This window comes from Candidatus Poriferisocius sp., from assembly GCF_965204145.1.
Lineage (GTDB): Bacteria > Actinomycetota > Acidimicrobiia > Acidimicrobiales > Bin134 > Poriferisocius.
Window position 1 is genome coordinate 1341396 of the sequence record NZ_OZ241977.1, and the last position, 18831, is coordinate 1360226.

The following is an 18831-nucleotide window of genomic DNA, read 5'->3' on the forward strand; positions in this document are numbered from 1 at the left end:
CCGATTAGAACGGTCGGGCGTCGAGAAAGTCGAGGGCGGCGTCGATGAAGTCGAAGGACTTGGGGGTGGCGAAGTGGTCGACGCCCTGGAGGACCACCAGGCGGGCGTCGGGGAGGGCTTCGACCAATTGGTCGGCGGGGTAGGCGAAATCTTTGTCGCCCACGACCACGAGGGTGGGCACGGCAACGTCGACAAGGCAAGCGGTGTCGAAGGCGGTGCGGCTGGCCAGGAGGGCGGCCAGTGCCTCACGATCGGCCTCGGGATCGTCGGCCAGGGTGGAGAAGTGGAGGGCTTCGGGGTTCTCGGGGTCGGGCTCTCCGGTGACGGCGTGAAGAATCATGCGGCTGTGGTCCTCGTCCCGCTCGAAGAGGTTCTTCCCCACCCCGGACACCACCAGCCGATGGAACTGCTCCGGGGTCTTGGAGGCGATGGACAACAGGGTGTAGGCCCCCAGTGAAAACCCGATGGCGTCGATGGGCGCCTCGGGGAAGTGGTCGATTACGTGCTGCTCAAAGCCCGCGTAGCCCTCGGGATGGTGGGGCTTCGGAGCGGCCCCATGGCCCATCAGGTCCACCCCGATCACCTCTCGGCCCGCATCGGCCAGAAGGTCGAACCAGGCGTTGTCGCCCCATGTCCTTCGGGCCGAGCCGGCCAGTCCGTGCAGCAATGCGACCGCGGGTCCGCTCACCGCGCTCACCCTAGCGACGGATGAAGAGCGAGTAGCGAAGCGCCAGAGAAAAGCAGGAGGCCCCGAGTAGCCTCCCGGTCGAAACCGGTCGACTTCTCGGGGCCGTCCCGTGCGGTTTCGGAGCCTCAGCGGGCTTGCGCCCCCCGGTTCCCCGGTACCTACCCCCCAGACACTCGCGGCACCTGGCCTCCTTCCCGGCCCTTGGCTTTCGGTGGTGCCACCGACTTCCTCGGCCCGTTCCAGTGACCCTGCGGACTCTTGCGAACCCTCGCCCTTTCGGGCGCTTGCTCTCTCGAGTCACCCCGCTTGTCTCTGGTAGGTGGGCATACCATAGCGCGGAGAAAACCCAGGTCAAGCGAAAAAATGAAATCCACAGGGTTTTCCACCGCTGTGAGTAGAAATCCCCAAGAAACCTTGAATTAACCACAGGAGCGAGCCTCATTTCGGGCCTGAAATGACCCCTCAATTCCAGGCGCCGCGCTCCACGAGCACGTCACGCAGCACGGTGGGTCGGTCGGTCATTATGCCGTCCACCCCTAGATCCAGCAGATTGCGCATCTCATCGGCGTCGTCGATGGTCCACACATGCACTGCGATGCCCTGGGCATGAGCAGCATCCACGAACCGCTTGTGAACCAAAGGCACACCTCTTGCCGTGGGAGGAACCTGGGCGCAGGCCCCGGCCTTGATCTTTATCGGCAGACCGGCTGACGCGGCCTGGAGCTGGCCTACTTCCTTGGGGCTGAGTCCTGTACACAACCGAGGCCCACCCAGGCGCCGGGCGGTAGCGAGACGACGACCGGAGAATGAACCGACGCAGACTCGGTCTATGGCCGCGGCGTGCTGAAGGATGTCGATGAGCGGAACGGTGGCCTGGTCGTGCTTGGGGTCGACCGCAATCCGAAGGTCAGGCCATGCCTCCAGCAGCTCTTCGAAGCGAGGGATGGCGTGCCCTCCGCCGACCCGTACTGTTTCGAGATCTCTCCAGTCGAGGTCGGCGATGGACTCAGGTCGTCCACTTAGCCGTTGCAGCCCCTCGTCGTGGAACGCCACCAACACGCCGTCACGGGTAGCGTGCACGTCGGTCTCGACATATCGGTAGCCCAGGTCGATGGCGGCGGCAAACGCGGCCATTGTGTTCTCCGGTCCCTCCAAAGCTCCACCCCGATGGGCAATGGGGATCGGACCGTCGTGGTCCAAGAATGGCCAACCAGACACCAGCGAAAGCGTAGTGGTCGGGATAGATTCACTATCCGTGGCGTGGGACCCGGCGGAGAAATTCGGCCAATTGCTGCAAGACGACGAGTTTGCTCTCCATGAGGGCGCCTTGTGCATTGCCGCCCTTGGCTGCCCGGACATGGACTTCGATTCCGAACTCGTCAGGCTGGACGCGCTGGCTGACCGCTGCGATCAATCAAGCCGCGATCGAATGCTGCACTCCCTTTTCAGCGAGCTGGGCTTTCACGGCAACCGGGTGGACTACTACGACCCCCGCAATTCCTTCCTGAACGAGGTGATGCGCCGGCGCACGGGGATCCCGATCAGCCTCTCGGTGCTCGCGATAGCCGTTGGCAGGCGGATCGGCTACCAATTCGAGGGCATCGGCCTGCCCGGCCACTTCCTGATCAGGGATCGCGGCGAGCCTGACGCGTTCATCGACGTTTTCGCCGGGGGAGCACTTCTCGACGCGCAGGGTTGCGAAGAGCTGTTTCACCAGATCACCGGGGGAGACAAGGGCTTCCATCCCGCCTACTTGGCCCCGGTGGACCACTCGTCGATTATGGAGCGGATGCTGGGAAACCTTCGGGCCATTTACGCGCAGAACAAGGACTACGCCAACCTGGAGTGGGTGCTGGAGTTGCGGACGATGTGCCCGTCGGTCCCGACTGGCGAGGCCAAACAGCTGGGGATGATCAACATGGAGCGGGGCCGATTCGATGAGGCGGCCCGTCGGTTCGAAGAGTTGGCCCAGGTTGCCGAAGACGATGACGAGGAGCAGCTTCAGCGTCTGGCCACTCTGGCTCGAGCCCGGATGAACTAGCGGAAGAACACGGGTGAACTGCCCGTTATAGACCGCAAAATCAACCCGATTGGGCGGTAGCGTTAAACCTTGTGCCCCGCCGAACCAAGATCATCGCCACCATAGGCCCGGCATCGGAGTCGCCCGAGATGCTGCGGGCCATGGTGGACGCCGGTATGGACGTGGCACGCATCGGGCTGGCTCACGGAACGCTGGACGAGGCCCTCGGGCGGATGCGCCTCGTGCGCCAGGTGGCCCAGGAGGCCGGCCGGCGGGTGGGAGTGCTGGTGGATTTGCCCGGCCCGAAGGTGCGCACGGCAAGTTTTGGCCAAGAAGGTGTGGCGTTGCGGGCCGACACCGAGGTGGAGATCAGGGTGGGCGATACTCAGAGCACCGCTGCGGTGGTGGAAGTGGACTATGAGAATCTCCTCCACGACATCGCCGTTGGCGACCAAGTGGCGCTAGGCGACGGACAAGTCCGGCTGCAAGTTGCCGATGTCTCCGCCGACAAGGCCACCGGTGTGATCCTCCATGGCGATGTGATCCACGGCCGGCCCGGTTTTCGAATCCCCTCTGACCGGCTCAGCATGCCCACGCCGACGTCAGAGGATTTGCAGTGCTTGGACGCGTTCGTCAGCGAAGCGGTGGACATGGTGGCTGTCTCGTTCGTGCGGTCGGGAGATGACATCCGCCGGGTGGACGTGGAACCACACCCCGACGGCCCGTTGGTGATCGCCAAGATTGAGACGCAGGCGGCCGTTCAGAACCTGGACGACATCATCGAAGCGTCGGCAGGCATCATGGTGGCCCGCGGCGATCTCGGAACCGAGTGCCTGTTGGAGGAGACCCCCCATCTCCAGAAGCGGATCATCCGAGACTGCATTGCCGGGGGTTTGCCGGTGATCACCGCCACCCAGATGCTGGACTCCATGGTGCAGGCGTCGACTCCGACCAGGGCCGAGGTGTCGGATGTGGCCAACGCGGTGTTCGACGGCACCAGCGCGGTGATGCTGTCGGCCGAGACCGCCATCGGGGCTCACCCCGCGGCCACGGTGGCCACCATGGCCCGAATCGCCGAGCGGGCTGACGAGGAGTTCGACTACGTCCGCTGGGGGGAGAACATCCGCCGCCTGCGCATGACCGATGCCGACGCCCCCACCTCAGTCACCGATGCCATGACCGGTGCCGCCGCCACTGCGGCCAACGAGTTGAACCTGGCCGCCATCGTGTGCATCTCGGCATCGGGGTTCACTGTGCGGTCGATGGCCCGCTTCCGCCCCCAGGCGGCCATATTGGGATTCAGCACTTCCGAGCGCACTGTCCAGCAGCTCACTTTGAGCTGGGGAGTCACGCCCATGCTGGCTTGCGAACCGGGCACCTATGAGGCCCGGGTCGCTGAGGCATTGAGCCTGGCCAAAGAAGCCGGGCACGTGGTGCCGGGCGACGTAGTGGCGGTCTTGGCGGGAATGGAGGAGGCCACCGACGTGCTGCGCTTGGTGCGCATCCACTGACCGTAGAAGGATTGCGCTTATGAGCGATGCGCCGGTGAATCTGACCCGGTCAGGGCCGCCTGAGACGGTTTTGGATCCTGAGCCCCCCGAAGCGCTGGCCGCACTGGCTGAAGCGATGAGCCAGCCCGAGGCTCAAAGAAGAGACGCCGTGGCCGAAGTGGTGGCCCGCTTTCCCCGATTCCTGGACGGCTGGGCCCGACTGGGGCTGTTGGCCCGCGATCAGGCGGAGGCCTATGCCGCCTTCCGAGTGGGGTATCACCGGGGGTTGGACCGGTTGCGCCAGAACGGATGGCGGGGGTCGGGCTATGTGCGCTGGGCTCACGAGGTGAACCGAGGCTTTCTCCGCGCCTTGGCCGGGTTGCAAGCCACCGCGGCAGCCATCGGCGAGCGAGACGAAGAAGAGCGCTGCCTGCACTTCTTGTACCAGCTCGACCCGTCGTGGCCCTCGGCCGACTGGAGAGAGTGACATGGCGGCGCCCGGCGGCACCGGACCCATTGGCCCGTTCCCAGAACAAGTAGGAGACGACCCAGAGGCTCAAGACGCCTATGACCGGCTACGCCGGCGAGTCCTGTGGAGCCTGCCCTACGGGCTGTACGTGGTGGGGTCGAGGGCAGGGGAGCGGCGCAACGGCATGACCCTAAATTGGGCCACGCAGCTGGCCTTCGAGCCGAAGCTGATCGGCATCGGGGTCGAGCATCCCGCCTACACCCACGAGCTCATCTCCGAAGGCGGCGTGTTCAGCCTGTGCACCATCGCCCGAGAGGACCGAGCCATCGTGCGCAAGTTCACCAAGCCGGTGGAAGTTGACTTGGCGGCCATGACCCTGAACGGCTTCGCCTTCCATGACGGCGTCACCGGTGCGCCCATCTTGGACTGCGCACCGGCCTATCTGGATTGCGAGGTGCGCGACTCAGTGGTCACTGGGGCCCACACCCTGTTCATCGGCGAAGTGGTTGACTGCGGCTTCCAGCACGACGAGGACACCCCCGTTTTGCGCATGGAGGACACCCGCATGAACTACGGGGGCTAGAAATCCCGTCCGAGTTCACTGGTGCAGTGCTGGCCGGAGGCAAGAGCCGGCGGATGGGTACCGACAAGGCGTTCATCGAGGTAGAGGGCAAGTGGCTCATTACCGGTGCCCTGGAGGCGTTGGCCGGTGCTTCGCAGCGGTTCATCGTCGGTGGGACCGAGCCGAAGCTGGGAAGAGCCGCAGCCGTTGCAGATGCCCAGCTTGTGGCCGACCGCTGGCCCGGGGAGGGTCCCCTGGGAGCAGTGGCCACCGCGCTGGGTCTGGCCCGCCATCCCGTGACCGTGGTATTGCCCTGCGATCTTCCCACCATCAGCGCCGAGGATGTGGCGGCGCTCGTGCGGGCCGTTCTGGAAGCGCCCCCTTCAACGGCTCCAGCAGCGGCGGTATTCACCGACCAACGCCGCCACTACCTGCCGCTGGCCATTGACACAGCAGCCGCAGCATTGGCGGAGCGCTTGTTCGAATCAGGCCTTCGGGCCGTGGCTTCGCTGTTGGATGAAGCTGCTGTTGTCGACTTGCCCGCGCCCCCGTCGGCTGTGGCCGACATCGACAGTCCCGAAGACCTCCGGCCCGACCGCTAATCTCAACCGGGTGGAAATCCCCGAGCCGGTCACCTCCCGGCGCAAGCTGTCGGCGGTGGTGGCTGACGCGTCGGCCGCGGATGCCTACGCCCTCGATACCGAGTTCCACCGAGAACGCACCTATTACCCCCGGTTGGCGCTGGTCCAGATCGCCTGGCATGACCAGTTGGCCGTCATCGACCCGCTGGCGGTGCCTATTGCCCCGCTGGCCAAGCTGCTGGACGGCGAAGGGCTCGCCGTGCTCCATGCCGCCGAGCAGGATTTGGAAGTGCTCTACCACGAGTGCGGGACACGGCCTCGGAGGATTTTCGACACCCAGATCGGAGCCGGGTTCATCGGCTACAGCTCGCCGTCGCTGGCCACGCTTCATGATCGCCTGCTGGGAGTGGAGTTGGCGAAGGAGGCTCGCCTGTCCGACTGGTTCCAACGGCCGCTGCCCGACAACATGCTGGCCTATGCCGCGGCAGACGTGGAGCGCCTGTTGGAGATCAGCGACATCCTGCAAAAGGAGCTGCATGCCCGGGGACGCCTGGAATGGGCTGAGGAGGAGTGTGCTCTCTTGTTGGAGCGGGCCGATGCGGGCCGATCTCCCGATGCCGCGTGGCTTCGGATCAAGGAGGTGCGGCGCATGGAGGGCCGGCCCCGAGCTCTGGCCCAAGCGGTGGCCGGATGGCGAGAAGAGTACGCCGCCCAGCAAAATCAGCCGGTCCGCCATGTGCTGTCGGATCTCGGGGTAGCCGTCGTGGCTCAGCGCATGCCCAAGTCCATTGCCCAGCTGCGGGAGATCAGGGGAGTGGAGCCCCGCAACCTCCGCAAGGGCGCCGACAAGGAGCTGCTGGCCCTGCTCGACGAGATCAGAAACGCCGACTTGGCGGTCGAACCTGCTAGCAATCCGCCCAAGCTGGATCCGGCGCTGAAACCGGCGATCAGCCTCATCACATCGTGGGCCGCCCAGCACGCCGCTCAAGCGGACCTCGATCCCGCGCTGGTGGCCACGCGTAACGACATCGAGGCGCTGCTACGGGGTGATCCCGACTGTCGGGCTTCGAAGGGGTGGCGGGCCGACATCATCGCGGCGCCGGTTCAACAGCTTCTGGAGGGGACCGCGGCAGTAGCCTTCGACAGCCAGGGCAAACTCACCCTCGAAGAGCGTTCCGGGCGACCGATTTCAGCGAAAGGAAACTGATGGGCGAGGCGACAGATCGGGAATGGCTTGATTGGGACTCCTATGGCCGGGCTGTGCGGGAATTGGCTGCGATGGTGGCCGACGACGGGTACCGGCCGGAGATGATCCTGGCCATTGCCCGAGGAGGTCTTTTTTGTGCCGGGTCGCTCGGCTACGCCCTGTCGATCAAGAACATCTACGTGATGAACTGCGAGTACTACACCGGAGTGGACGAGCGGCTCCCGGTTCCGGTGATGCTTCCCCCCGCCGTCGACTTGGTGGATCACCGGAATTCCAAGATCCTCATCGCCGATGACGTCGCCGACACCGGCCACACGCTCAAGATGGTCTACGACTTCTGCGTGGACCGGGTCGGCGATGTGCGTTCGGCAGTGCTCTATGAGAAGTCGCATTCGCTGGTGAAGTGCGACTATGTGTGGAAGCGCACCGACCAGTGGATCAACTTCCCGTGGTCCACGGACCGTCCGCTGGTGAGCGCCGAGGAGGCCCGCCACAAAGTGCTCGACGCTTGAGTTGCCGGCCGGCGCGGGCCAGTCTGGAAATTTGCGGTGTGCCAAACAACTGAACAGAGTGGTTAGACTGGCCTTTATGAGACGTTAGGGGGCGGAGTTCCCCCTGCTGCCGGGGCCAGATCGCTCCCGGCTCGATATTGCGGAGCCGCCCATGAAAAAGGGACGCCACCGTCGTTATGAAGAGGCTCGTGCGCTCAAGCACACAAGCGACGACTTCGACGTCATGTTCGAAGAAAACGAGGATCCATGCGTGGAGTGTGGAGCCATCCCCGGAGAGGAATGCCGACTCGTCAAGGTAGGGGCCAAGCCCTGGTGCGAGTACCGGGACACCCCAAGCGCTGACAGCGTCGACGAGCTGTTTCCCGACTGAGTCGGTGTGACCGGATCCCGGTCACACTCCTTCGGTCTCGTCGAGGATCTCGTCCAAGCGGAGGATGTCGTCGGCTCGCACCACGCCGATGAACGTGCTGTCGTCGTCGGTCACCGGCAACTGATCGGTGTCGTTGGCATCCATCTGCGCCACCGCATCGCGCAAGGTCCACGACGGTCGGGCAGTGGGTAGATCGCGCCGGGCGATGTCAGCCACCAGCGTGTCGTTCCACGCATCTCGTTCCAGGTCGCTCATCTGCTCGAGACCGCACATCCCGAGATAGGCCCCGCCGTCGACAACCGGCACCTCCCGCTCCCGTCGGCCGAGAAGGTGGATGTACACCAGCTCGCTCACCGTGGCGTCGGGGGGCACGGTAAGGGTGTCGGTGGTGAGCGCGGAGGTGAGCGGCAGGGCGAGCCGGCGCTCCACAAGACCCTCCCGTTTGTCCAACTGGTAGGAGGCCACCGAACTGGATCCGGCCACCAGCTGCGACACCGCGGCGGCGATGAGCGCGGGGACCACGAACGCGGATGTGCCAGTGCTCTCGGCCACGAACATCACGGCGGTAATGGGTGCCCGGTATCCGGCGCCCAAGAAGGCGGCCAACCCCAGGGTGCGGTACAGCCCCATATCGGCTGTTCCCAAGGCTTGGCCCACGAAACTGCCCACGATCACCCCTTGAACCGCCAGGGGAATGAACAAGCCGCCGGTGCCTCCGGCCCCCACGGTGGTGAGGGTGGCGATGATTCGGAAGGCCAGCAGGCTGCCAATGAGCAGCAGCGTGTGATTGCCGTCTCTTAGCCATTGGGTGGCTTCCACGCCGGGTCCCAGGCTGAGGGGCTGGTCGAAGACCGCTTCGGTGGCCAACACCAGTCCGGCCAGCACCGCCCCGCCGATCAGGATCCTGACCCCGATGGGGAACTGCCGCTCCAGTCCCTTGGCCTGGCGCACCAGCCAGGCAAAGCCCCGACCCCCCAGTCCGGCGACCAACCCGAGCAAGGCCCCTCCGCCCAAGTGGATGATGCTGAGGTTGCTGTCGTGGCTGCCCAGATCGATGACCGGGTCGGTGCCCAGCAATGCCACGTACACCAGATAGCCCGACGCCGAGGCCAGCAGAGCCGGCAGCAGAGCGCGGCGGGCCACGTCGTCGCGATAGGGGGCCTCCAACGCGAAGATCACCCCGGTGGCCGGAGTCTTGAACACCGCGGCGATGCCGGCTGCCGCCCCCGCGGTGAGCAGCATCTTGGCCTCCTCACGGCGCAGCCACCGGGCAAACAAGCCTTGGGTGCTGTGGCCGACGGTGGCCCCCGCGTACACCGAGGGGCCCTCCAGTCCCACCGAGCCCCCCAGGCCGATGGTGGCCACACCGGCGAGGAGCTTGGCGGGTAGTTGGGAGAGGGGCAGCCGGGGATGGCGCTCGTGAAAGGCTCGCACGTACTCATCGGACGTCGACGGAGAGGCACCCCGCCCGAGATGGCGCAGAATGGCCACCGCGGCGAACAAGCCGATTGCCGGGGCCGCTGCTTGCCACCAGAGCGGTCCTTCCAAGAGCCGTTTGAGGAGCACTTCGACGGTGAGCTGCTCGAAACCGGCCACCAGCAATCCGACGAGAGCGCCGGTGACGATGGAAAGTACCATTACGGCGGGAAAAGCTCGGCGCGGTCGGAACGAGGCGAGCAACTCCACGCCCGACCTTGCGATTCTTCCTCCTAGAAGTGCTTGGAGAGCTTGCATCCTGTGTGACTCACTGCCGGTATTCTACTGGCGGATGAAGTTTCGGAAGGCCGACCCCTTGATGCGAGATCTTCGGCGGGTGCTGCCCCCCGACCGGGTGAGGGTAGCCCCGTTGGAGCGCTCGATCATGGGCCGGGATGCCTCGATCTTTGAAGGGGGCCAGGCCGGCCCGGTGTGCTTTCCGATCAACACCGCCGAGGTGCAGGGCTGTGTGGACGCGGCTCGGCACCATGGCCGGGCGGTGGTGCCCCGGGGCGCGGGTACCGGGTTGGCCGGGGGAGCGGTGCCCTTGGAGGAGCCGGTGGTGGTGGTCACCACCAAGATGAACCAACTCATGTCGGTCGACGCCGACGAGCGAGTGGCCTGGGTGCAGCCGGGCATGATCAACCTGGACCTCAGCCGGGCCTTGGCGCCTCATGGCCTGCACTTTGCTCCCGACCCCTCCAGCCAACAGGTGTGCTCGTTGGGGGGCAATGTGGGCACCAACGCGGGCGGCCCCCACTGTTTGGCCCTTGGGGTGACCAGCGCTCATGTGTTGGCCGCCGAGGTGGTGCTTATGTCGGGCGAGGCTGTGGTGCTGGGCGATCCCGACGGCTGGGCCCCCGGGTTGGACCTGCGGGGGGCGTATGTGGGCTCTGAGGGGATGCTCGGTATCACGACCGCCATTGCGGTGCGGCTCACCCCGAACCCGCCCGCGGTGCAGACCCTGCTGTTGGCCTTCGACTCAGTTGACGCCGCGGCCCAGACGGTGAGCGCGGTGATCGCCGACGGCATTGTGCCTGCGGCCATCGAGATGATGGACAAGAACATCATCTGGGCAGTGGAGAACTTTGTGGGGGCTGGATTCCCCACCGATGCAGCTGCGGTGGTGATCGTAGAGGTTGACGGGTTGCCCGGCGGAGTGGCGGCGGAGGCCGACCGGGTGGCCGAGTTGGCCGTGGAGCGAGGCGGGAGTGTCCGCCAAGCGGCCGACGACGACGAGCGGGCCTTGATATGGAAGGGGCGTAAGAGCGCGTTCGGGGCCATCGCCCAGATCAAACCCAACTACTACCTGCACGACACGGTGGTGCCGCGGACCCGACTGGCCGAGGTGATGAACCAGGTGTACGAGATCGTCGAAGAGCACGATCTCCAAGTGATGAATGTGTTCCACGCCGGTGACGGCAATCTCCATCCGCTGCTGCTGTACGACCGCCGGGAGCCGGGGATCATGGACCGAGTACACGCGGCGGGATCGGCCATCATTGAGGCTTCACTGGCCGCGGGCGGGGTGCTGTCGGGCGAGCACGGCATCGGCATAGAAAAGCGCGACTTCATGCCGCTTATGTTCAGCGAGGCCGACTTGGACGCCCAGGCTCGGCTGCGGCGGGCGTTCGACCCCGACGAAATGGCCAACCCCGGCAAAGTGCTGCCCACCGGAGCAAGCTGCGCTGAAGTGAACGCTCTTGAGAAAGTTCCCGAGGGGGTGTGGGGCTAGGTGACCGGCGAGGAGGCCGGAGAAGAGCTGAAGTCGTTCGCCGCCGAGGTGGGGGACGACGGCCCGGTGGCGGTGGTCGGTGGGCGCACTCAATGGGAGATTGGGGGCCGGTGCCCGGAGGAGACCCGCTTGGTGCGGGCCCCGGCTGGAGTGCGGGATTTCGATCCCGCAGACATGACCATTCGGGTGGGCGCCGGTACACCGGTAGAGGAACTCGACGCTGCGTTGGCCGAGGCAGGCCAACGGGCCAACTTGCCGGTATTGCCTGGAGCCACGGTGGGCGGTGTGCTGGCCGTGGGCCGCGATGACCTGCATGCTCTCGGCCGTGGCCGGCTTCGGGACGCCCTGCTGGAGGTGGTCTACGTTGGCGACACTGGGCGGCTCGTCACCGCGGGCGGACCGACGGTGAAGAACGTATCGGGCTTCGACTTGTGCCGTTTGCTGGTGGGATCGCTGGGCACGCTGGGATTGCTCGGCGAAGTGATACTGCGCACGTGGCCCCGGCCGGCGGCGCAGCAATGGCTGGCGGGATCGTGCGATCCAGTGGACTTGCGCCGCAGTTTGTATTGGCCGTCTTCCATCCTGTGGGACGGCGAGATGACGTGGGTTCATTTGGAGGGTCACGATTCCGATGTGGAGTCCGAGGCTGAACTGGCCCGCTCGCTGGGGTGTGAGCCCACTGATGGACCGCCACCCCTGCCGGCCTATCGGGTGCCGACTGGAGCGCTGGAGGCGGGGCAGTCAACGGGCAGTTATCTGGTGCAGGTCGGTACCGGGATGGCCTATGTGTCTGAGCCCCGCCCGAACCCCGATGCCGATCCGGCAGTGGTTACCCTGCACAAACGGTTGAAATCCGAGTTCGACCCCCGAGGTCGGCTCAATCCCGGGCGCGACCCGCTGGCGGCGGGATGACGGCGAAGACACCGCTCGGAATCGGTCCCGAGGAGATGGCTTCCAGATCCGCATTGGGAATCGACACCGAGGAACTGGCCTCATGCGTGTCGTGTGGGCTGTGCTTGCCCCATTGCCCGACATTTCGGGTGACCGGCGAAGAGTGGGCCTCGCCGCGGGGGCGCATCAGCGCCATGCGCCAGGTGCAAGATCACGGCATGGCCGTGGACGAGTCCTTCTTGGCCTCGATGGATTCGTGTGTGCAGTGCCGGGGATGCGAGCCGGCCTGTCCGTCCGGGGTGCCCTTCGGCTCGATGATGGAGGCCACGCAAGCTGAATTGTCCCGACGGCGGCGCGTGGACTGGCGCCGGTGGGGATTCCGGGTTCTCGGCCATCGCAGGCTGTTGAACCTGCTGTCTCGGGCGCTGGCCGTGGTCCAGCGGCTCCGGTTAGTGCCTTCCAAGCGGCTGGGATTGCCCAAGATTCCCCTGGTGCAAGAGCGGCTTCGAGCCACCGGCGATGACGTATGGCTGTTCACCGGCTGCGTGATGGACGCCTGGCAACGATCAACCCATGCCGCGGTGAAGCGGGTGGTGGAGTCGGCTGGCGCTGGCGTAGCCCTGCCTGGCCCAGGCGCGGCGTGCTGTGGCGCTTTGTCGCTCCATGCTGGTTTGGAAGATCATGCCCACGCCCTGGCCGCCCGAACGATGAGGGCCTTGGAGGGTTCAGCCCCGATTCTGGTGGACTCGGCCGGCTGCGGGGCCGTCCTCAAGGAGTACGGGAAGCATTTGGGCACCCCAGAAGCCGTCGCCTTCAGCGAGCGAGTGCTAGACGTCCATGAGTGGCTGGCAGTCCACGGAGACCGCCTGCCATCGGCGAGGGAGCGGTGTCAAGACGTGACCATCGCCGTCCACGACCCATGCCACCTGCGCCATGTGCAGCGAGCCCACCAGCCGGTGGTCGAGGTGCTGGCCCGCTACGCCACGGTGGTGACCCTGGACGACGATGGCCTGTGTTGCGGAGCGGGCGGCGCCTATGCGGCCATGCAGCCAGAGCTGGCGGCATCGATTCGAGATCGCAAGCTGGAAGCCATCAGGCGGTCCGGTGCCGAATTCGTGGCCAGTGCCAACCCCGGCTGCACCATTCATCTGGCCAATGCCGGGGTGGCCGTGCGCCACCCCCTGGAAATACTGGACGAGGCAATTCACGATGACCGTTGAGCACATCCGCGAACAGCTGGAGCAAATTGCCGAGCAACTGGACGACTTGGCCATGTCAGTGCTGCGCGATGCAGTGGAAGAAGGAGCCACAAGCCGCCCCGAAGAGGAGAAGAAGCTGGCCCGAGCCCGGCGCTCCGTCGAGAAGGCGATCCAGATTTTGGGTTAAACGGCTACCGCGTCGTAGAGGGTGGTGCGTTGGCGGAGGGTGCGGCCCAGCGGGGCACAGAGGGCGCGGAGGTCGTCCTCGGTGGCTTCTTGGCCGTGGGACGCACCGGCGGCGCGGGAGATGTTCTCGTTGATGAGGGTGCCGCCCAAGTCGTTCACGCCGGCTTGGAGCATTTGGGCGGCGCCGGCCATGCCCAGTTTCACCCATGACGCCTGGATGTTGTGAATCCAGCCGTGGTAGGCGATGCGGCCCACGGCGTGCATGAGCAGCGCCTCCCGGAAGGTGGGTCCCCGCCGTGATCGCTTTTGCAGATAGATGGGAGCAGCCATGTGCACGAAAGGCAGGGGCACGAACTCGGTGAACCCACCGGTCTCCTTTTGGAGCTCGCGGGTGCGAACGAGGTGGCGGGCCCAGTGGACCGGCTGCTCGACTGTGCCGAACATGATGGTCACGTTGGACCGCAAGCCGAGCCCGTGGGCGGTGCGGTGGGCATCCAACCACTCGCCGGTGTCGATCTTGTCGGGGCAGATCACCGCCCTAATCTCATCGTCGAGAATCTCCGCGGCGGTGCCGGGCAGCGAGCGAAGGCCGGCGTCCATCAACCGGCGCAGATAGTCAGCTAGCGGCTCTTCCAGCCGTCGGGCGCCCTCAGTGACCTCAAGGGCGGTGAAGCCGTGGACATGGATGTCGGGTACTGCGTCCTTCACCGCCCGGGTGACGTCGATGTAGTAGTCGCCGTCGAAGCTGGGGTGGATGCCGCCTTGCAGGCAGACCTCGGTGGCGCCGGCCTCGGCGGCTTCCGCGGTGCGCTCGGCAATATCGTCCAAGGTCAGCAAGTAAGGGTCGCCTCGCAGGTTGAGCGACAGCGGCCCTTTGGAAAATCCGCAGAATCGGCACTTGAACGTACAAACGTTGGTGTAGTTGATATTGCGGTTGGACACCCAGGTGACCTCGTCACCCACCGCGGCCTGGCGGAGCTCGTCGGCCACCGCGGCCACCGCTCGGACCTCGGGTCCCCGAGCACCGAAAAGGGTGACGATCTCGTCCACCCCGACTTCCTGACCGGCGCGCACGCCGACGATCACCTCGTCTACCGCGCCGCCGGCTGTGGCGCGCACGTCAGCGGCGCCGTTCTGTTGCGGAGGAGTCAGCAGCATCGGCGGCGCGGCGTCGGCACCGGAGTACCAGCCACCATCGTCGGACCGCCCCAGTCCCTCGGCGTCGCTGCGGTCGAGCACCGGGAACCGCATGTCCTCGTCGAGCCAGTGCGCTGGATCGAGGGCATACTCGGGGTACACGGTCAATCGGGGGGCGAGACAGAACCCCTTGGCCTCGGTGACGACCCGCAAGCGGTCGAGGGCGGGCCAAGGGCGCTCGGGATTCACATGATCGGCGGTGACCGGGGAGACCCCGCCCCAATCGTCGATGCCGGCATCGACGAGATGTCCGAAGTCGTCAGAAAGGTTGGGCGGGGCTTGGAGATGGATCTCTTCCGGCAGAATGAGGCGAGCGAGCGCGATGGCCTCCAAGTACTCGTCATGGTCGCAGGGCGGGGCGGCATGCATGCCTGTGCCCGGCTTGGGCAGGAAGTTCTGGACGATGACCTCTTGGACATGGCCCCAGCGCCGGTGGGACTCGGCGATGGCCTCCAGCGCTTCGACTCGGTCAGCTCGGGATTCGCCGATTCCCACCAGGATGCCCGTGGTGAACGGAATGGCCAGCTCGCCGGCAGCATCCAGGGTGGCCAGACGTCGCTCAGCGGTCTTGTCGGGCGATCCCCGATGGCAGTCCAGGTCGGCCAGCGTTTCCAGCATCATCCCCTGCGATGGCGCGGTCTTGCGGAGGAGGGCCAGCTCCTCGGGGTAGAGCGCGCCGGCGTTGGCATGCGGCAACAGCCCGGTCTTGTCCACCACCAGTCGGGCGGCATGGGCCAAGTAGTCCACCGTGGAGTCGAAGCCGTGGCGGTCCAGCCACTTCGCCGCGTCCGGATAGCGCAGCTCGGGGCGCTCACCGAGGGTGAAAAGCGCCTCGTGACAGCCGGCTGCTGCCCCTGCCTCGGCAATGGCCAGCACTTCGTGTTCGCTCAGATACGGCGATTCCAAGCGGGCGGGTGGCTGGGCGAACGTGCAGTAGCCGCACTTGTCCCGGCACAGCATGGTGAGGGGGATGAACACCTTGGGGGAGTAGGTGATCCGGGTGCCATGCACCCGGTCCCGGATCGCCCGAGCCCGGGCCATCAGGTCGGCCAGGCTCAACTCCAGCAGGTCACGATTGTCGGTATGGGCAATCGTCACCGATGGCCTTCCATTTGGTCCAGCCAATTGGATTCAGCGCGAGCGCCTTCCATCAATCGGTCAGCGGTGGCGGTCAGGCTCTCCAACAGGTCTTCGAATGACTTCACGAAGGCCGACACTCCCTCATCCTCCAGTCGGTCGGCGACCGCTTCCAGATCAACGCCGACGTCGGTGACTCTATCGAGAATGGCTTGGGCAGCGTCGGGGTCGGCGTCCACCGTGCGGGCCAGCGTGCCGTGATCGGTGAACGCCTCCAATGTGGCGTCGGGCAGCGTGTTCACGGTGTCCGGTCCGATGAGCTGGTCGACATACAGGGTGTCAGGATAAGCCGGGTTCTTGGTGGAAGTGGAAGCCCACAGCGGCCTTTGCACCCGGGCGCCTCGCGAAGCCAAGGCATCCCAGCGGGGTCCGGAGAACTTCTGCTTGAAGATCTGGTAGGCCACTTGGCCCTGGGCCACCGCAGTCTGGCCCCGCAGGGCCAGGGCTTCGGGGGTTCCGACAGCCTCGAGCCGGCGGTCGACCTCGGTGTCGGTGCGGCTGATGAAGAATGACGCCACCCCGGAGACTGACGAAAGATCACCCTGGCAATCTTCCAGACCGCGGAGATAGGCCTCGATGACCTCGGCATAGCGGTCCAGGGAGAACAAGAGGGTCACATTGACGCTTCGACCCTCAGCGGTCATCGCCTGGATGGCGGGCAAGCCCTCGACGGTGCCGGGGATCTTCACATAGAGGTTGGGTCGGTCGACCCGCTGGTGGAGCGCCCGGGCCGCGTCCAGGGTGCTCTCGGTGTCCCGAGCCAGCTTGGGATCGACTTCCACCGAGACGAAGCCGTCTAGGCCGTCGCTTTCCTCATACACGGGGGCGAGCACGTCGAGGGCGCCGACGATATCGGTGAGCACGAGTTCCCAGTAGGCATCGGCAACACCCATGCCGTCGGCCAGCAGCCTGGCGAACTGATCGTCGTATTCGTTTCCCGCGGTCATGGCCTTCTGGAAGATGCTGGGGTTGGAGGTGAGCCCCCGCACCCCCCGCTCTACCCAGCGATCCAACTCCCCGTCGTTGATCCACTCACGGCGGAGATTGTCCAGCCATGGACTCTGTCCGTGGTCGCGATACAAGTCGTGGAGACTGCTCATCGTCATTGCTCCTCACTCTTGATCAGGGATGCCGCGTGGGCGGCGACGTTGGCCGAGTTCATACCCAGTTTGTCCAATACCTCCGACCCGGGTGCCGACGCCCCGAAGCGGTCGATGCCCACGGGAAGATCCACCCACCGCTCCCAGCCCAGTGTCACCCCTGCTTCTACCGACAGCGTGGGCACTCCTGGCAACAGCACACCTTTCTGGTAGCCCGGGTCTTGCTCGGCAAACAGCTCCCAGCAGGGCATGGAGACCACTCGGGCGGCGATGCCCTGCTCGCCAAGAGCAGCCGCGGCGTCCACGCAAACCGACACCTCGCTGCCAGTGCCCACCAGGACCACATCGGGGTTGAGACAGTCCACCAGCGTGTAGGCGCCTTGGGCCACACCGTCTGCGGTGGAGGTTCCTTCCAAGGCGGGAACGTTCTGGCGGGTCAGGATCATGGCGCTGGGGCCATCGAGTTCGACGGCCAGCCGCCAAGCCTGGGCCACCTCATTGCCGTCAGCCGGTCGGAACACCCGCAGGCCGGGGATGGCTCTCAACGACATGACGTGCTCGATCGGCTGATGAGTGGGACCGTCCTCGCCGACGCCCACTGAGTCGTGGCTCCACACGAAGATGCTGTGGGCCTTTGACAGCGCGGCCAGGCGAACCGCAGGCCTCATGTAATCGCTGAACACCAAGAAGGTGCCCCCGACCGGTACCAGGCCGCCGTGCAGGGCGGCCCCGTTGAGCACCGCCCCCATGGCGTGCTCCCGAATGCCGAAGTAGATCTGGCGCCCAGCAGGATGGGCTGGGTTGATCGGCTCGGCGTCAGAGAGGCTGGTTCCGGTATTGCCGGTGAGGTCGGCACCGCCGGCCACCAAGCCGGGGACCACGTCGGCCATGGCGTTGAGGCACGCGGAACTGGCCTTGCGGGTGGCGACCGACTCGCCAGCCGGCCACGACGGCAACTTGTTCTCCCAGCCAGGCAGCCCCCGCCCGGCCAGGCACGCCTCGTACTCCGAGCGCTGGGGGCCGAGAGCCGCCATCCGCTGCGTCCAGGCCGACCGCTCGGGGGCACCCCGTCGGCCGGCTGCCCGGTAGGCCTGAACCACCTCGGCGGGCACGTAAAACGACTCGTCGGCGGGCAGTCCCATGACTGCTTTGGTAGCGGCGATCTCCTCGTCGAAAAGCGAGTAGCCGTGGGCCTCGTGGTTGTCGGTCTGGCCGGGGGAGGGGTAGGCGACGTGGCTGCGTACGATGACCAGAGAGGGGGCATCTTCAACCGCCATGGCTGTTCGGATGCCCGCTTCCAGCGTATCGAGGTCCTCGGCCGCTTCGCCCAGGTTCACGACATGCCAGCCGTAGGCGGAGAACCGCTGCGCGGCGTCGTCAGACAGGGAGAGATCGGTGGGGCCGTCGATGGTGATCCGGTTGTCGTCATAGAAGCAGATGAGGCGGTCGAGCCGCTGATGCCCGGCGAAGGAGGACGCCTCGTGGCTGATCCCCTCGGAGAGGTCGCCGTCGCTGCACAGGGCGAACACCCGATGGTCGCAGACGTCGGCGCCAAAGCGGTGGCGCAGCCACCGCTCGGCCACTGCCATCCCCACCGCATTGGCGATTCCCTGGCCAAGCGGCCCGGTGGTGACCTCGACTCCCGGGGTGTGGCCGGCCTCCGGGTGCCCAGGGGTTTGGCTGCCCCATTGTCTGAAGTCCTTCAGATCGTCGAGGGTGAGCCCCTGGCCGGTCAGGTGGAGCATGGAGTACAGCAGGATCGACGCATGGCCGGCGCTGAGAACGAAGCGGTCCCGATCGGGCCAGGCCGGGTCGTCAGCGTCGTAGCGCAGGATGCGAGTCCATAGCACATGGGCCAGCGGAGCCATGGCCATGGCGGTTCCCTGATGCCCGGAACGGGCTTGGTGGGGAGCATCCATGGCCAGACCGCGAATGACGCTGATGCCTTGGGCTTCGAGAGCGGCGGGAAACGCAGCCATAGAAGGATCGATCCTTTCAGGTGGTCATGGGA

Annotated in this window: 18 protein-coding genes; 12 read left to right on the forward strand and 6 right to left on the reverse strand. The window is 65.8% G+C overall.

Annotated features, from left to right (window positions below; translation table 11 throughout):
* Window positions 1–4 precede the first annotated feature (4 nt).
* Both ACOGI7_RS06075 and ACOGI7_RS06080 read right to left on the reverse strand, forming a co-directional pair.
* A complete protein-coding gene (locus ACOGI7_RS06075; RefSeq protein WP_419851018.1) occupies window positions 5–688 on the reverse strand; it encodes an alpha/beta fold hydrolase in 684 nt (227 codons plus the stop codon).
* Between the two features lie 462 nt (window positions 689–1150).
* Window positions 1151–1906 carry a glycerophosphodiester phosphodiesterase gene (locus ACOGI7_RS06080; RefSeq protein WP_419851019.1) on the reverse strand — a complete coding sequence of 252 codons (756 nt, stop codon included), beginning with the start codon at window positions 1904–1906 and terminating at the stop codon, window positions 1151–1153.
* A gap of 37 nt (window positions 1907–1943) precedes the next feature.
* Between ACOGI7_RS06080 and ACOGI7_RS06085 the strand changes: the two genes are divergently transcribed.
* The 8 genes from ACOGI7_RS06085 (at window position 1944) to ACOGI7_RS06120 (ending at window position 7899) form a co-directional block, all read left to right on the forward strand.
* Window positions 1944–2729, forward strand: a complete 786-nt coding sequence (locus ACOGI7_RS06085; protein ID WP_419851020.1) for a SirB1 family protein — start codon at window positions 1944–1946, stop codon at window positions 2727–2729.
* A gap of 71 nt (window positions 2730–2800) precedes the next feature.
* A complete protein-coding gene (gene pyk, locus ACOGI7_RS06090) occupies window positions 2801–4219 on the forward strand; it encodes a pyruvate kinase (protein WP_419851021.1) in 1419 nt (472 codons plus the stop codon).
* Window positions 4220–4238: 19 nt separating this feature from the next.
* Complete coding sequence (locus tag ACOGI7_RS06095) at window positions 4239–4685, forward strand: DUF3151 family protein (protein WP_419851022.1); 447 nt, start codon at window positions 4239–4241, stop codon at window positions 4683–4685.
* Between the two features lies 1 nt (window position 4686).
* Window positions 4687–5250 carry a flavin reductase family protein gene (locus ACOGI7_RS06100; RefSeq protein WP_419851023.1) on the forward strand — a complete coding sequence of 188 codons (564 nt, stop codon included), beginning with the start codon at window positions 4687–4689 and terminating at the stop codon, window positions 5248–5250.
* A 26-nt stretch (window positions 5251–5276) separates the two neighbouring features.
* On the forward strand, window positions 5277–5831 hold the full coding sequence (mobA, locus tag ACOGI7_RS06105; RefSeq protein WP_419851024.1) for a molybdenum cofactor guanylyltransferase: 555 nt from the start codon (window positions 5277–5279) through the stop codon (window positions 5829–5831).
* 10 nt (window positions 5832–5841) lie between these two features.
* Entirely contained in the window at window positions 5842–7017 is a 1176-nt protein-coding gene (locus ACOGI7_RS06110) for a ribonuclease D (RefSeq protein WP_419851025.1), read from the forward strand.
* Complete coding sequence (locus ACOGI7_RS06115; protein WP_419851026.1) at window positions 7017–7529, forward strand: phosphoribosyltransferase; 513 nt, start codon at window positions 7017–7019, stop codon at window positions 7527–7529. Before ACOGI7_RS06110 ends, ACOGI7_RS06115 begins: the two co-directional genes overlap by 1 nt.
* Before the next feature lie 151 nt (window positions 7530–7680).
* The gene (locus ACOGI7_RS06120; protein WP_419851027.1) at window positions 7681–7899 is read left to right on the forward strand and encodes a hypothetical protein; all 219 of its coding nucleotides are present in this window, start codon (window positions 7681–7683) and stop codon (window positions 7897–7899) included.
* Window positions 7900–7920: 21 nt separating this feature from the next.
* On the opposite strand, the gene ACOGI7_RS06125 is transcribed toward ACOGI7_RS06120, so the two are convergent.
* Window positions 7921–9537 (reverse strand): chloride channel protein, encoded by a 1617-nt coding sequence (locus ACOGI7_RS06125; RefSeq protein WP_419851028.1) that lies wholly within the window; start codon window positions 9535–9537, stop codon window positions 7921–7923.
* A 130-nt stretch (window positions 9538–9667) separates the two neighbouring features.
* Here ACOGI7_RS06125 and ACOGI7_RS06130 point away from each other — a divergent pair, with 130 nt between their 5' ends.
* The 4 genes from ACOGI7_RS06130 to ACOGI7_RS06145 are packed head-to-tail and all read left to right on the forward strand — an operon-like array spanning window position 9668 to window position 13387.
* Entirely contained in the window at window positions 9668–11110 is a 1443-nt protein-coding gene (locus tag ACOGI7_RS06130; RefSeq protein WP_419851029.1) for an FAD-binding oxidoreductase, read from the forward strand.
* On the forward strand, window positions 11111–12022 hold the full coding sequence (locus ACOGI7_RS06135; protein ID WP_419851030.1) for an FAD-binding protein: 912 nt from the start codon (window positions 11111–11113) through the stop codon (window positions 12020–12022).
* A gap of 35 nt (window positions 12023–12057) precedes the next feature.
* Window positions 12058–13221 (forward strand): (Fe-S)-binding protein, encoded by a 1164-nt coding sequence (locus tag ACOGI7_RS06140; protein ID WP_419851031.1) that lies wholly within the window; start codon window positions 12058–12060, stop codon window positions 13219–13221.
* Window positions 13211–13387 (forward strand): hypothetical protein, encoded by a 177-nt coding sequence (locus ACOGI7_RS06145; RefSeq protein ID WP_419851032.1) that lies wholly within the window; start codon window positions 13211–13213, stop codon window positions 13385–13387. The genes ACOGI7_RS06140 and ACOGI7_RS06145 overlap by 11 nt, the downstream gene beginning before the upstream one ends.
* Here the strand turns inward: ACOGI7_RS06145 and cofH are convergent.
* Genes cofH through tkt form a run of 3 tightly spaced genes read right to left on the reverse strand, consistent with a single transcriptional unit; the run spans window position 13384 to window position 18799 of the window.
* Complete coding sequence (cofH, locus tag ACOGI7_RS06150) at window positions 13384–15624, reverse strand: 5-amino-6-(D-ribitylamino)uracil--L-tyrosine 4-hydroxyphenyl transferase CofH (RefSeq protein WP_419851472.1); 2241 nt, start codon at window positions 15622–15624, stop codon at window positions 13384–13386. The two genes, ACOGI7_RS06145 and cofH, sit on opposite strands and share 4 nt — an antisense overlap.
* Window positions 15625–15677: 53 nt before the next feature.
* Window positions 15678–16820: a transaldolase gene (gene tal, locus ACOGI7_RS06155; protein ID WP_419851033.1), complete on the reverse strand. Its 1143-nt coding sequence runs from the start codon at window positions 16818–16820 to the stop codon at window positions 15678–15680.
* Between the two features lie 2 nt (window positions 16821–16822).
* Window positions 16823–18799, reverse strand: a complete 1977-nt coding sequence (gene tkt, locus ACOGI7_RS06160; RefSeq protein ID WP_419851034.1) for a transketolase — start codon at window positions 18797–18799, stop codon at window positions 16823–16825.
* Window positions 18800–18831: the final 32 nt, after the last annotated feature.

Coding starts and splice junctions, on each gene's coding strand:
- ACOGI7_RS06095 (WP_419851022.1), top strand. CDS start 4,239: ATGAGCGATGCGCCGGTGAATCTGACCCGGTCAGGGCCGCCTGAGACG.
- ACOGI7_RS06100 (WP_419851023.1), top strand. CDS start 4,687: ATGGCGGCGCCCGGCGGCACCGGACCCATTGGCCCGTTCCCAGAACAA.
- ACOGI7_RS06115 (WP_419851026.1), top strand. CDS start 7,017: ATGGGCGAGGCGACAGATCGGGAATGGCTTGATTGGGACTCCTATGGC.
- ACOGI7_RS06120 (WP_419851027.1), top strand. CDS start 7,681: ATGAAAAAGGGACGCCACCGTCGTTATGAAGAGGCTCGTGCGCTCAAG.
- ACOGI7_RS06125 (WP_419851028.1), bottom strand. CDS start 9,537: ATGGTACTTTCCATCGTCACCGGCGCTCTCGTCGGATTGCTGGTGGCC.
- ACOGI7_RS06130 (WP_419851029.1), top strand. CDS start 9,668: ATGAAGTTTCGGAAGGCCGACCCCTTGATGCGAGATCTTCGGCGGGTG.
- ACOGI7_RS06140 (WP_419851031.1), top strand. CDS start 12,058: ATGGCTTCCAGATCCGCATTGGGAATCGACACCGAGGAACTGGCCTCA.
- ACOGI7_RS06145 (WP_419851032.1), top strand. CDS start 13,211: ATGACCGTTGAGCACATCCGCGAACAGCTGGAGCAAATTGCCGAGCAA.
- cofH (WP_419851472.1), bottom strand. CDS start 15,624: ATGGCCCGGGCTCGGGCGATCCGGGACCGGGTGCATGGCACCCGGATC.
- tal (WP_419851033.1), bottom strand. CDS start 16,820: ATGAGCAGTCTCCACGACTTGTATCGCGACCACGGACAGAGTCCATGG.
- tkt (WP_419851034.1), bottom strand. CDS start 18,799: ATGGCTGCGTTTCCCGCCGCTCTCGAAGCCCAAGGCATCAGCGTCATT.